The organism is Flavobacterium sp. GSB-24, from assembly GCF_027924665.1.
GTDB lineage: Bacteria > Bacteroidota > Bacteroidia > Flavobacteriales > Flavobacteriaceae > Flavobacterium.
On sequence record NZ_AP027043.1, the window covers coordinates 1686157 to 1701084 of the forward strand.

General features: G+C 34.8%; 11 protein-coding genes. All 11 read left to right on the forward strand.

Translation table 11 applies throughout. From position 1 onward, the window contains the following. The first annotated feature begins 90 nt into the window (after positions 1–90). Positions 91–1422 carry a c-type cytochrome gene (locus QMG60_RS07540; RefSeq protein ID WP_134139352.1) on the forward strand — a complete coding sequence of 444 codons (1332 nt, stop codon included), beginning with the start codon at positions 91–93 and terminating at the stop codon, positions 1420–1422. Positions 1423–1454: 32 nt separating this feature from the next. Next, on the forward strand, positions 1455–4514 hold the full coding sequence (locus QMG60_RS07545) for a TAT-variant-translocated molybdopterin oxidoreductase (RefSeq protein ID WP_281867375.1): 3060 nt from the start codon (positions 1455–1457) through the stop codon (positions 4512–4514). A gap of 34 nt (positions 4515–4548) precedes the next feature. Continuing rightward, positions 4549–5949, forward strand: a complete 1401-nt coding sequence (gene nrfD / locus QMG60_RS07550; RefSeq protein ID WP_012023712.1) for an NrfD/PsrC family molybdoenzyme membrane anchor subunit — start codon at positions 4549–4551, stop codon at positions 5947–5949. Then, positions 5942–6466 carry a DUF3341 domain-containing protein gene (locus tag QMG60_RS07555; RefSeq protein WP_057117454.1) on the forward strand — a complete coding sequence of 175 codons (525 nt, stop codon included), beginning with the start codon at positions 5942–5944 and terminating at the stop codon, positions 6464–6466. The genes nrfD and QMG60_RS07555 overlap by 8 nt, the downstream gene beginning before the upstream one ends. A gap of 8 nt (positions 6467–6474) precedes the next feature. Next, on the forward strand, positions 6475–7020 hold the full coding sequence (locus QMG60_RS07560) for a cytochrome c (protein WP_057117453.1): 546 nt from the start codon (positions 6475–6477) through the stop codon (positions 7018–7020). Between the two features lie 27 nt (positions 7021–7047). Then, positions 7048–8442: a quinol:cytochrome C oxidoreductase gene (locus QMG60_RS07565; RefSeq protein WP_281867376.1), complete on the forward strand. Its 1395-nt coding sequence runs from the start codon at positions 7048–7050 to the stop codon at positions 8440–8442. A gap of 19 nt (positions 8443–8461) precedes the next feature. Further along, a complete protein-coding gene (locus QMG60_RS07570) occupies positions 8462–9655 on the forward strand; it encodes a cytochrome c oxidase subunit II (protein ID WP_281867377.1) in 1194 nt (397 codons plus the stop codon). Between the two features lie 30 nt (positions 9656–9685). After that, positions 9686–11488 (forward strand): cbb3-type cytochrome c oxidase subunit I, encoded by a 1803-nt coding sequence (locus QMG60_RS07575; RefSeq protein WP_281867378.1) that lies wholly within the window; start codon positions 9686–9688, stop codon positions 11486–11488. A gap of 112 nt (positions 11489–11600) precedes the next feature. Then, positions 11601–12623 (forward strand): Holliday junction branch migration DNA helicase RuvB, encoded by a 1023-nt coding sequence (gene ruvB / locus QMG60_RS07580; protein ID WP_134139356.1) that lies wholly within the window; start codon positions 11601–11603, stop codon positions 12621–12623. An 11-nt stretch (positions 12624–12634) separates the two neighbouring features. Beyond that, positions 12635–13981 (forward strand): cytochrome P450, encoded by a 1347-nt coding sequence (locus QMG60_RS07585; protein ID WP_281867379.1) that lies wholly within the window; start codon positions 12635–12637, stop codon positions 13979–13981. Continuing rightward, on the forward strand, positions 13981–14904 hold the full coding sequence (gene queG / locus QMG60_RS07590; protein WP_281867380.1) for a tRNA epoxyqueuosine(34) reductase QueG: 924 nt from the start codon (positions 13981–13983) through the stop codon (positions 14902–14904). The genes QMG60_RS07585 and queG overlap by 1 nt, the downstream gene beginning before the upstream one ends. The last annotated feature ends 24 nt before the right edge of the window (positions 14905–14928 follow it).

The window sequence follows — 14928 nt, forward strand, 5'->3', positions numbered from 1 at the left end:
TGTGCAAGTTTTAAAAGAGGGTGTGTGTTTTTACTGAATCTAATACAGAAAAAATCATACCAAAAATTAGTAGACAATTATTTATACTATATGAAAAAGGTGGGTAACCATAATTCGATCTCAAGAAAATTGCTGTTTGGCTTATCGCTGACGTTAATTTTCTCCCTAACTTCATTTGCTCAAGATGCTGCTGCTCCGGCGGCGCCTGAAGCTGCGGCTGCTGCTCCTGCTGCAGGTGGCGGTGATCCAGTAAAAGGGAAGGAACTTTTTAATGCAAATTGCGCTGCATGTCACAAATTAGATGCTAAATCAACTGGTCCTGCTTTAAGAGGGGTAGCGGCTAAGCATGATATGGCTTGGATTTACAAGTGGGTGCATAACAGTTCTGACATGATTAAGTCAGGTGATCCTGTTGCTGTTAAACTTTTTGAGGAAAATAACAAAGCTGTTATGACTTCGTTTCCTCAATTGTCTGAAGGAGATATTGATAATATTATAGCCTATACTTCTGAAGTAAAAGCTGAGCCTGCAAAGGCTCCTGGGGCTGCAACGCCTCCTGGTACTGATGTTCAAGGCGGTGGAATTTCAAATAACATTATTTTAGGAGCTCTTGCTCTTGTAATGGCTATTTTAGTTGTGATGTTGTTCATGGTGAACAAGGTTTTAACTAAAGTTGCAAATAAAAATGGTATTGAAGTTGCTCCAAAAGAAGCTAGAACTCCAATCTGGAAAGCTTTCGTTAAAAATCAATTCTTGGTTTTAGTGACTTCTATCTTTTTGCTTTTGGCAAGTGGTTATTTTGTATACGGATACTTGATGCAAGTAGGTGTAGATCAGAATTATGAGCCAATTCAGCCAATTCACTATTCTCACAAAATTCACGCTGGTGATAACGAAATCAATTGTAAATATTGCCACTCTGCTTCTCGTGTAAGTAAAACAGCTGGAATTCCTTCATTGAATGTTTGTATGAACTGTCATAAAAATATTTCTGAGGTTGCTGAAACAACTGCTACTCCTGAGTACAGTAAAGCTTTCTATGATGCGCAGATTCAAAAATTATATGATGCTGTTGGATGGGATAAGACTAAACAGGCTTATACTGGAAAAACTCAACCTGTAAAATGGGTTCGTATTCATAATCTTCCTGATTTTGTTTACTTCAATCACTCACAACACGTTTCTGTTGCTGGAATTGAATGTCAAACTTGTCACGGACCAGTTCAAGAATTTGAAATCATGAAGCAATACTCTAAATTAACAATGGGATGGTGTGTGGATTGCCACAGAAAAACTGATGTTAAGATGGAAGGTAACGCTTACTATGATAAGATTCATGCTGAACTTTCTAAAAAATACGGTGTAGAGAAATTAACTGCAGCGCAAATGGGAGGTTTAGAATGCGGTAAATGCCACTATTAATCGATTTATTAAGATTTTAATATATATATACAATGTCATCAAACAAAAAATACTGGAAAAGTGTTGAAGAGCTAGAAAATAGCTCTATTGTTGAGGCGCTTAGAAATAACGAGTTTGTTGAAGAAATTCCTACTGATGAGTTTTTGGGTAACGCTGATGCTTTATCTACATCAGGGACTTCACGTCGTGACTTTTTAAAGTACGTAGGGTTTAGTACTGCAGCTGTTACATTAGCTGCCTGCGAAGGTCCTGTTCACAAGTCTATCCCTTATGTATTACAACCAGAGCAAATCATTCCTGGTGTTGCGGATTATTATGCAACTACAGTTTTTGATGGTTTTGATTTTGCTAATCTTTTGGTGAAAACTCGCGAGGGTCGTCCAATTAAAATTGAAAACAATAAAATTGCAGGAGCTAAATTTTCTGCGAATGCTAGAATTCATGCTTCTATATTAGGGTTGTATGATAGCGGTCGTTTGAAAGAGCCTAAAGTAGATGGAAAAGATTCTACTTGGTCTGCTGCTGATCTAAGAATCAAATCTAGCTTAGCTGATGCAAAAGCTAAAGGTGGTCAAGTTGTATTGTTAACTAATACTTTAGCAAGTCCATCTACAGAAAAATTAATTGCTGAGTTTATTGCTAAAAATCCTAATGCGAAGCATGTTGTCTATGATGCAGTTTCTTCATCTGAAGCTTTAGATGCCTTTGAATCTGTATTTGGTGAGAGAGCTTTAGTAGATTACGATTTTTCAAAATCTTCTTTAATTGTATCTGTTGGTGCTGATTTCTTAGGAGACTGGCAAGGTGGTGGATATGACACTGGATATGCACAAGGACGTATTCCTCAAAACGGAAAAATGTCTCGTCACTTTCAGTTTGAATCAAATATGACATTATCTGGAGCTGCTGCAGATAAGCGTGTTCCAATGACTACAGCTGTTCAAAAACAAGCTTTAGTTCAAATTTATAATATTATTGCAGGTGCTTCTGTTCCTGTGGCTTTAGATGAAAAAGTTAAAGCTGAAGTAGTAAAAGCTGCTCAGCAACTTAAAGCTGCTGGACCAAAAGGAGTTTTAGTATCTGGAATTGAAGATAAAAATGCTCAATTATTAGTATTAGCTATTAATCAAGCATTGGCTAGTGAAGCTTTCACTACAGCTGGAGCAAGACAAATTAGAAAAGGTTCTAATGCAGTTGTTGCACAGTTAATTAAAGATTTGAACGCTGGAAGTGTTCATACTTTAATTATGAGCGGAGTTAATCCAGTTTATACATTAGCTGATTCTGCTGCTTTCGTATCTGGATTGAAAAAAGTTAAAACTTCTGTTGCTTTTGCATTAAAAGAAGATGAAACTGCGTCAATTGTTACAGTTGCTGCACCGGCTCCTCATTATTTAGAGTCTTGGGGTGATGTTGAATTGACAAAAGGAACTTATAGTTTGACTCAACCTACTATTCGTCCTATCTTTAATACAAAACAATTTCAAGACGTATTATTATCATTAAATGGTACTGCGGGTACTTTTTATGATTATATAAAAGCAAATTCAGGAGTGTTTACTGCTGGGTCATCTTGGAATAAAGTATTGCATGATGGTGTTTATGTAGTTGGTGCTACTGCTTTGGCCGGTGGTGCAATTGATGCTACTGCTGCTGCAAGTGCTGTTGCAAGATCTAAATCAGCTGGAGACTTTGAGTTAGTATTGTATACTAAAACGGGTATGGGTGATGGACAACATGCAAATAACCCTTGGTTGCAAGAATTTCCAGATCCAATCACAAGAGTTTCTTGGGATAACTATGTTACTGTTTCAAATGCTGATGCTAAGAAAATCGGTTTGTCAAATGAAATTGTTGCAAACGGAGGTTTAAATGGTAGTTATGCTACTATTACGACAGCTGACGGAGTTAAATTGGAAAATGTTCCAGTTATCGTTCAGCCAGGTCAAGCAGTTGGAACTATTGGTTTAGCTGTTGGTTACGGACGTAAAGCATCTCTAAAAGAAGAAATGCAAGTAGGTATTAATGCTTACGCTTTATATAAAGGATTTAATGGAGTTCAATCTGTATCTATCGTTAAAGCTGGTGGAGAACATGAGTTTGCTTGTGTTCAAGGTCAAAAAACTTTAATGGGTAGAGGAGATATTATTAAAGAAACTTCCTTAGAAGTATTTAATACTAAAGATGCAGAACATTGGAATGAAAAACCAATGGTATCTTTAGATCACCAAGAAGTAGAGGCTACAACAGTAGACCTTTGGGAATCATTTGACCGTACAACTGGTCATCATTTTAATCTTTCAATTGACTTAAACGCTTGTACTGGATGTGGTGCTTGTGTTATTGCTTGTCACGCTGAGAACAACGTTCCTGTTGTAGGAAAAGCGGAAGTTAGAAGAAGCCGTGATATGCACTGGTTGCGTATCGATAGATATTATTCTTCTGAAAGCACTTTTGAAGGCGATAACGAAAGAAAAGAAGGAATTGCTGGTTTATCTAGTTCATTATCTACATTTAATGAGATGGAAAAACCTGGGGATAATCCTCAAGTAGCATTCCAGCCAGTAATGTGTCAGCACTGTAACCACGCACCGTGTGAGACAGTTTGTCCTGTGGCTGCTACATCTCATGGTCGTCAAGGTCAAAATCATATGGCTTACAACAGATGTGTTGGTACTCGTTATTGTGCAAACAACTGTCCTTATAAAGTACGTCGTTTCAACTGGTTCTTATATAACAAGAATAGTGAATTCGATTATCATATGAATGACGATTTAGGTCGTATGGTATTAAATCCAGACGTAAACGTTCGTTCTCGTGGTGTTATGGAAAAATGTTCTTTCTGTATCCAAAGTACTCAAGCTGTAATTCTTCAAGCAAAACGCGAAGGAAGAGTAGTTGCAAAAGATGAGTTTAACAATGCTGTTGCTTGTTCTGCTGCTTGTTCTTCTGGAGCTATGATTTTTGGAGACGTTAATGATAAAGAAAGTGAAGTTGCTAAACTTGCTGAAAGCGAAAGAGCATATCACTTATTAGAGCATGTGGGTACAAAACCAAATGTTTTCTATCATGTTAAAGTTAGAAATACTTAGAAAAATTATTAATTAAGAAACAATATAAAGGATTATGTCGTCTCATTACGAAGCACCCATTAGAAAACCTTTAGTTATAGGTGATAAATCATATCACGATGTAACTGTAGATGTGGCAGCGCCTGTTGAAGGACCTGCAAATAAACAATGGTGGATTGTATTTACAATCGCATTAGTAGCCTTCCTTTGGGGGTTAGGTTGTATAATTTACACCGTATCTACCGGTATCGGAACATGGGGATTAAATAAAACAGTTGGTTGGGCTTGGGATATCACTAACTTCGTTTGGTGGGTAGGTATTGGTCACGCCGGAACATTAATTTCTGCGGTATTATTACTTTTCCGTCAACGTTGGAGAATGGCTATTAACCGTTCTGCAGAAGCGATGACTATCTTCTCGGTAGTACAAGCAGGTCTATTTCCAATTATTCACATGGGACGTCCATGGTTAGCATACTGGGTTTTACCTATTCCAAATCAATTTGGATCTCTATGGGTAAACTTTAACTCACCATTACTTTGGGACGTATTTGCGATTTCAACGTATCTTTCAGTATCATTAGTTTTCTGGTGGACTGGTTTGTTACCTGACTTTGCAATGCTTCGTGATAGAGCTATAACTCCATTTAATAAAAGAGTTTATTCTATCTTAAGTTTTGGATGGAGTGGTAGAGCAAAAGACTGGCAGCGTTTTGAAGAAGTATCTTTAGTATTAGCTGGTTTGGCTACTCCTCTTGTACTTTCTGTACACACGATTGTATCTATGGACTTTGCTACTTCTGTAATTCCTGGATGGCATACAACAATTTTCCCTCCTTACTTCGTTGCGGGAGCGGTATTCTCAGGATTCGCAATGGTTAATACATTGTTGATCGTTATGAGAAAAGTTTCTAATCTTGAAGCATACATTACATTACAACATATTGAATTGATGAATATCATTATTATGATTACTGGTTCTATTGTTGGGGTTGCTTATATTACTGAGTTATTTGTAGCTTGGTATTCAGGAGTAGAGTATGAGCAATATGCATTTTTAAATAGAGCTACTGGACCTTACTGGTGGGCATATTGGTCGATGATGACTTGTAACGTGTTCTCTCCTCAGTTCATGTGGTTTAAAAAATTAAGAACTAGTATCATGTTCTCATTCATTATTTCGATTGTAGTAAATATCGGAATGTGGTTCGAAAGATTCGTAATTATTGTTACTTCTTTACATAGAGATTACCTTCCATCTTCTTGGACAATGTTCTCACCAACATTTGTTGATATTGGAATTTTCATTGGAACAATTGGTTTCTTCTTCGTATTGTTTTTATTGTATTCAAGAACTTTTCCTGTAATTGCTCAGGCAGAGGTTAAAACAATTTTGAAAGGAACAGGAGATAATTACATTAGAGAAAGAGCAAATAAAGATTCACATCATGAGTAATAAAGTTATATACGCCATTTATAATGACGATGACATTTTGATGGATGCAGTAAAGAAAACTAGAGCTGCTCATCATCATATTGAAGAGGTTTTTACTCCATTCCCAGTTCACGGATTGGATAAAGCTATGGGATTAGCACCAACGAGATTAGCAATATGTGCTTTTTTATACGGATGTGTTGGTATTTCTGTTGCAACAACTATGATGAGCTATATCATGATTCATGACTGGCCGCAAGATATTGGAGGTAAACCAAGTTTTAGTTTTATACAAAACATGCCTTCTTTTGTGCCAATTATGTTTGAGATGACTGTATTCTTCGCAGCTCACTTAATGGTAATTACTTTTTATATGAGAAGTAGATTATGGCCTTTTAAAGAAGCTGAAAATCCAGATGTTAGAACAACAGATGACCATTTCTTAATGGAAGTTGCTGTAAATAATAACGAAGCTGAATTGGTTTCTTTCTTTGAAGGAACGGGTGCGGTTGAAGTTAAAGTAATAGAAAAGAATTAATTGTAGCTATGAAAAGGATATATAAAATAACACTTTTAGTTGGTATAACTATTTTAGTTTCATCTTGCCACAATAATTCGGCACCGAACTATCAGTATTTCCCTAATATGTATGAATCTGTAGCTTATGAGCCATATACAGAAGCAAAAATATTTAAAGGAGGAAAAGAAGGACAGCTTCCTGTTGCAGGAACTATTAATAGAGGTTTTGAGCCTTATGAATATGAAAATTCAACTGCTGGTTACGAATTGGCAAAAGCTAATTTAAAATCTCCTTTGGATTCTATTGAAAGAAATTCTGGAAAAGGTAAAGAGCTTTTCGAGATTTACTGTATCAGCTGCCATGGCGCTACTGGTAATGGTAAAGGTAAATTGGTTGAGAGAGAAAAATTTCTTGGAGTACCTAGCTATAAAGACAGAGAAATCACTGAAGGAAGTATCTTTCATGTTGAGACTTATGGTTTAAATGCAATGGGTTCACATGCAAATCAATTAAGTGCTCACGAACGTTGGTTAGTTGCTGACTATGTTCTGAAACTAAAAAGCCAATTATAATTGTTGAACAAACTGATCGTAATAGATATGTATACATTTTCAAGTAAATTAAAAACTTTTTCTATCATCTTAATGGCCGTTGGTTTATTAGGAATTGGGTATGGTTTTTTAAGTGCGCCAAAAGATATTCAAGAAGTTGAAAAAATACTAGCTGCAGAAGAACATGGTTCTCATGGTGCTGCACATGAAGAAAAAGCGGAGGCATCTCATAAAGGAGAAGGTCATCATGCTGCTGCTGAAGCTGCACATGACACTCACAAAGGTGCTGAGCACGCTGAAGTTTCTGGTGATAATGAACACGAGAAACATTTAGAGCACGTATTGCACCAATTACAAAACAAACCTTGGTCTGCAGTATATGTAGCTTGTATTTTCTTTTTACTGCTTTCTATGGGAGTTTTAGCTTTTTATGCTATTCAACAAGTTGCTCAGGCAGGTTGGTCTCCAGTTTTATTTAGAGTAATGCAAGGTATAACAGCTTATTTACCAGCTGGTTCAATTATCTTTTTTATAATTTTAGTTTTATGTGGATTACATTTCAACCATATTTTTGTATGGTTAGGTGAAGGTGTAACAGATCCTAATAGTCCAAATTATGATGCTATTATTGCAGGTAAGTCAGGATATTTAAACTTTCCTTTCTGGATAGCAAGAGCTTTCATCTTTTTATTAGGGTGGAACATCTACCGTCATTTTTCTAGAAAAAACTGTTTAGCACAAGATGAGGCAAACGATGATCTTTACTACAAAAAGAATTTCAAAGCTTCTGCTGGATTCTTAGTATTCTTTATTGTTTCTGAATCTATTATGTCTTGGGATTGGATTATGTCTTTCGATCCACACTGGTTTAGTACTTTGTTTGGATGGTACGTATTTGCTTCGTTCTTCGTAAGTGGAATTACTTCGATTGCTTTAGTGACTATATACTTAAAATCTAAAGGATACTTAGAGTATGTAAATACTAGTCATATTCACGATTTAGCTAAATTTATGTTTGGTATTAGTGTATTCTGGACTTATTTATGGTTCTCTCAATTTATGTTAATTTGGTATGCTAATATTCCAGAAGAGGTAACTTATTTCGTAACAAGAATTCAATTATATAACCTTCCATTCTTTGGGGCGGTTGTTATGAACTTTGTTTTCCCATTATTAATATTAATTAATACTGACTTTAAACGCCTTAACTGGGTTGTTGTTATGGCTGGTGTTGTAATATTATTAGGTCATTATGTTGATTTCTTTAATATGATTATGCCTGGTACAGTAGGAGACAAATGGTTTATTGGAGTTCCTGAAATTGCATCTATTCTTTTCTTCTTAGGTTTATTTATATTTGTTGTATTTACTGCATTAACTAAATCTCCTTTGCTTGCAAAAAGAAATCCTTTCATTGAAGAAAGTAAACATTTTCATTATTAATATTTAAAGAAGTAAACAGATGACAAGTTTGTTGGTAATTATAGTTTTAGTTTTATTAGCAGTTGCATTATGGCAATTGACCAAGATATTTGATCTTACTCAAGTAGGAGCATCTTCGGACGATTCTCAAGTTGCATCAGATAATGATAATAACATTCAGGGATATATTTTGTTTGGCTTTTTAGCGTTCATCTATATATTTACTATTTATGGTTTACTAAAATGGGGTAATTTAGCACTTCATACTCCTGCATCAGAGCATGGACTTTTAGTAGATAATTTAATGAATATTACTTGGGTTTTAATTTTTACTGTTCAAGTTATTACTCAAGGTTTATTATATTGGTTTTCTTTCAAATACAAAGGGAATAAAGAGAAAAAAGCATTGTTTTTTGCTGATAGTAATAAATTAGAGGCAATTTGGAGTATTATTCCTTCTGTTGTTTTAGCTTGTTTAATTCTTTATGGATTGTATGCTTGGAACAATATCATGTTTGTTGATAAAGATGAAGATGTTATAGAGATTGAATTATATGCTCAACAGTTTAAATGGACTGCAAGATATGCAGGTGCTGATAATACTTTAGGAAAAGCTAACGTGAGATTAATCGAAGGTGTAAATACTTTAGGAGTAGATATGTCTGATAAAAATTCTCAAGATGATATTGTAGTTTCTGAATTACATATCCCAAAAGGAAAAAAAGTGCATTTTAAAATGCGTTCTCAAGACGTTCTACACTCAGCTTACTTTCCTCACTTTAGAGCACAAATGAACTGTGTTCCTGGTATGGTTACTGAATTTGCTTTTGTTCCAACTTATACTACTGCTGAATACAGAGAGTTGCCATTTATGGTTGAAAAGGTTGCACATATTAATAAGCTTAGAGCTGAAAAAAGCGTTGATTTAGTTGCAAAGGGAGGAACAGCATTAGATCCTTATACATTTGATTATTTATTATTATGTAATAAAATTTGTGGAGCTTCACATTATAACATGCAAATGAAAGTTGTTGTAGATACTCCAGAAGACTACAAGAAATGGTTAAGTGAGAAAACTACTTTAGCTCAGGATATCAAAGCGGCTGCGGCTGCTGAGAAACCAGCTGCTGAAGGAGCTGCACCAACTACAGACACTGCTGCAAAAGTAATCGATACTGTTAAAGCAGTTGTTGATACAGTTAAAGCGGCTGTAGCTAAAGTTGCGATGAAATAATATTATTAAGAAAATTTAAAGTACACATATATGTCAGCAGAAGCGCACGATCACGATCACGGACACGATCACGAGCACGAACATCATCATAAAGACACGTTCATTACTAAATATATCTTTAGTATTGATCACAAAATGATTGCTAAGCAATACTTGATTACTGGTATTGTTATGGGAGTAATTGGTATTGCAATGTCCCTGCTTTTCAGAATGCAATTGGCATGGCCAGAGGAGTCTTTTAAGATATTTAATGTTTTATTAGGAGATAAATTTGCACCTGATGGTGTAATGGCAAATGATATTTATTTAGCTTTAGTTACAATCCACGGTACCATCATGGTATTCTTTGTACTGACGGCTGGTTTGAGTGGAACTTTTAGTAATTTACTTATTCCGCTTCAAATTGGTGCAAGAGATATGGCTTCTGGGTTCATGAATATGATTTCATACTGGTTGTTTTTCATATCTGCTGTAGTAATGTTATGTTCTTTATTTGTTGAGGCTGGACCAGCTTCTGCAGGTTGGACAATTTACCCTCCATTAAGTGCTTTACCACAAGCAATTCCAGGATCTGGTACAGGTATGACTTTATGGTTAGTTTCAATGGCTATCTTTATTGCATCTTCATTAATGGGATCATTAAACTACATTGTAACAGTTATCAATTTAAGAACAAAAGGAATGTCTATGACTAGACTTCCACTTACAATCTGGACATTTTTCGTAACAGCTATTATTGGTGTTATTTCTTTCCCAGTATTGTTATCTGCAGCTTTATTATTGATTTTTGATAGAAGTTTTGGTACTTCATTCTTCTTATCAGATATCTATATTGCAGGAGAGGTTTTACATTATCAAGGAGGTTCTCCAGTATTGTTTGAACACTTATTCTGGTTCTTAGGTCACCCTGAGGTTTACATTGTAATTTTACCTGCAATGGGTCTTGTTTCTGAAATTATGGCTACGAACTCTCGTAAACCAATTTTCGGATATAGAGCGATGATTATGTCAGTTCTTGCTATTGCATTCTTATCTACTATCGTTTGGGGTCACCATATGTTTATTTCAGGTATGAATCCTTTCTTAGGATCTGTATTTACTTTTACAACTTTATTGATTGCAATTCCATCTGCTGTAAAAGCATTTAACTGGATTACAACTTTATGGAAAGGTAATTTACAATTCAACCCTGCTATGTTATTCTCAATTGGAATGGTTTCTACTTTCATCACTGGAGGTTTAACTGGAATCATTTTAGGAGATAGTACTTTAGACATTAACGTTCACGATACTTACTTTTTAATTGCTCACTTTCACTTAGTAATGGGTATCTCTGCACTTTATGGAATGTTTGCTGGTATTTACCACTGGTTCCCTAAAATGTACGGAAGAATGCTAAATAAAAATTTAGGTTATATTCACTTCTGGGTAACTGCGGTTTGTGCTTATGGAGTTTTCTTCCCAATGCACTTTATTGGATTAGCTGGTTTACCAAGACGTTATTATACGAACACAAACTTCCCATTATTTGATGATTTACAAAATGTAAATGTTTTGATTACAACATTTGCTCTTGTAGGAGGTGCGTTCCAATTAGTATTCTTATACAACTTCTTTAGTAGTATTTTCTACGGTAAGAAAGCAGTTCAAAACCCTTGGAGATCTACAACTTTAGAGTGGACAACTCCAGTTGAGCATATCCACGGAAACTGGCCAGGAGAAATTCCTCACGTATACCGTTGGCCGTATGACTACAGTAACCCAAATCATGATGTAGATTTTGTACCTCAAAATGTACCAATGAAAGAAGGTGAAGAAGTTTTACACCACTAGAAATAAAATAATTAAAGGCTGTCAGAGATGACAGCCTTTTTTGTTTAGTTAAAGTTTTGAACGTTCAGTTTTACTATTTTACAAAACTAATTAGTTTCTATATCTTTGTAGGATGAATGAAAATCTAGATCCTACTACGAAAGGATATAACCCAGAAGAATTAGATCTTGAAAAAAGATTGCGTCCGCTGTCATTTGATGATTTTGCAGGACAAGATCAAGTTTTGGAAAATTTGAAAGTATTTGTTGCTGCAGCAAATCAAAGAGGTGAAGCTCTTGATCATGCTTTATTTCATGGGCCTCCAGGTTTAGGAAAAACAACACTTGCCAATATCCTAGCCAATGAGTTAGAAGTTGGCATTAAAATTACTTCGGGACCTGTTCTCGATAAGCCTGGTGATTTAGCTGGTTTGTTGACAAATCTCGACGAAAGAGATGTTTTATTTATTGATGAGATTCATCGTCTAAGTCCAGTTGTTGAAGAATACTTATATTCGGCAATGGAGGATTTTAAGATTGATATCATGATTGAATCAGGTCCGAATGCGAGAACTGTTCAAATCAATTTGAATCCTTTCACACTTATTGGAGCTACCACAAGATCAGGTTTGTTAACGGCCCCAATGCGTGCTCGTTTTGGAATTTCTTCACGTTTACAATATTATACTACAGAACTTTTAACGACAATTGTTGAAAGAAGTGCTTCTATATTAAAAATGCCAATTGCCCTTGATGCTGCGATTGAAATAGCTGGTCGTAGTAGAGGAACTCCTCGTATTGCAAATGCTTTACTTAGAAGAGTTCGTGATTTCGCACAAATAAAAGGTAACGGTACTATAGATTTAGAGATCGCTCGCTATGCTTTAAAAGCATTGAATGTTGATGCTCATGGTTTGGATGAAATGGATAATAAAATCTTGCTTACAATTATTAATAAATTTAAAGGAGGACCAGTAGGACTTTCAACTTTAGCAACGGCGGTTAGTGAAAGTAGCGAAACTATTGAAGAAGTTTATGAACCTTTTTTGATTCAAGAAGGATTTATTATGCGAACTCCTCGTGGTAGAGAAGTTACAGATAAGGCCTATAAACATTTAGGAAAGATAAATACAAACATTCAAGGTGGATTGTTTTAATTCATATAGACATGTCTATCAGTAAAAAATACAATTATCCGCCTAAGCTTTCTATTTTTAGATTTTTCTTGGATGCAGAAGGAGTTCGAAGAAATCCTATACCGTATCATCAAAAATACTTTAGAAATTTTGGTGATTCTTTTTCTATAAAAATTGGAAGTTCACGTCATATTATCTTATCAAGGGATAATGAGGTAGCGCAATACATATTACAGAAGAATCAAAAAAACTATCATAAGTCTAAGTTTCAATCTGTTTATCTTTCTAAATATTTAGGAAAGGGGCTTTTGACTGTTGATGGCGATTTTTGGTTAAAACAAAGAAGACTTATCCAGCCTGCTTTTCATAAACAAAAAATGAATCAGCTGGTTGAAAATATGAGATTGACTATTATTTCGGAGTTAGATGGACTTGTTGAAAACAAAAAGGTTGATCTTTTTCCAATAATGAGTGAATTGGCATTTAATGTTGTTGCTAAATCATTATTTCAGTTTTCGATACCAGAAGAAAAATTAAATCGTATTAAATTTATTATTGAAGAAGTTCAAAATTTTTTAATTAAAGAAATTAGGCTTCCTCATAAAGCTTGGTGGTTTTCTGTTAGCGGTCAAGTTAAAAAACATCTTGCACTAGCCGAAGAGAATAATAGCATAATTCAAGAGATTATTGAGGAGAGGACCAACTCAAGAACTGAGGTAAATGATTTACTTAATATGCTTCTTGAAACCCGTTATGAAGATACTGGTGAGGGAATGTCTGTAAAGCAATTAATAGATGAAATAAAAATTTTATTTATAGCTGGACATGAGACAACTGCAAATGCTTTAACTTTTACATTACACTTATTAGGAAATAATCAGGAAGTACAGCAAAAAGTATTCGATGAAATCACGAAAATTGAATCTGAGACGGATGATGTTGTGGAGCAGCTTCAAAGAATGACCTACACTAATGCGGTTTTAAATGAGTCTATGAGATTGTATCCACCTGCATGGATAACAGATCGCCAAAATGTAGAAGACGATACATTAGCAGGGTTTAATATTAAAAAAGACACTTTGATTGGTGTTTCTTTTTATGAATTACATAGAAATCCAAAATATTGGGAAAATCCACATGCTTTTAATCCAGATCGATTTTTAGGAGAACAAAGAAAGCAATCTATGCAATATTTCTATCCTTTTGGTGCTGGACCAAGAATGTGTATTGGAGCTGGTTTTGCCATTTATGAAATGTGTCTTGCTATTTCTTATATAGTTAAAAAGTACAAAGTTATTTCTGCTGGAAGTACTGTGAACTTTAATCCGTTAATTACATTAAAACCTGTTGGAATAGAAGTTACTTTTTCTAAAAGATAATGATTAATTCTAAAGAGAAATATTCGAATTTTATAAAAGCCGAAGCTAAAAGACTCGGCTTTCTTTCTTGCGGAATATCGAAAGCAGGATTTTTAGAAGAAGAAGCACCTCGGCTTGAAAAATGGCTTAATAATAACCATAACGGGAAAATGGCTTATATGGAAAACCATTTTGATAAACGTTTGGATCCAACTTTACTGGTTGAGGATGGAAAAAGTGTTGTTTCCCTTTTACTTAATTACTATCCAGAATCTTTGCAGAATGATGAAAGTTTTAAGATTTCAAAATATGCGTATGGACAGGATTATCATTTTGTAATTAAAGATAAACTAAAAGAATTTCTACACTCTATCCAAGAAAATATTGGAGAAGTATCTGGACGTGCTTTTGTTGACTCCGCACCAGTTTTGGATAAAGCTTGGGCAGCAAAAAGCGGCTTAGGATGGATTGGAAAAAATAGTAATTTAATTACTCAAAAAGTCGGTTCTTTTTATTTTATAGCGGAATTAATTATAGATTTAGAATTGGAATATGACCATGCAGTAACAGATCACTGTGGATCTTGTACAGCCTGCATAGACGCCTGCCCGACTCAGGCAATTGTAGCACCTTATGTTGTTGATGGAAGTAAATGTATTTCTTATTACACCATCGAATTGAAAGAAAATATTCCTTATGAAATGAAAGGAAAATTTGATGAATGGATGTTTGGCTGTGATACCTGCCAAGATGTTTGTCCATGGAATCGTTTTTCTAAACCTCACTCTGAACCTTTGTTCAATCCAAATCCAGATCTAATTTCTTTTACCAAAAAAGATTGGATTGAAATAACAGAAGAAACATTTAAACTTGTTTTTAAAAACTCTTCAATTAAAAGAACAAAATTTGACGGATTAAAACGTAATATTAAATTTTTAGAATAAACTTTTTTTGACTAATATATTGAT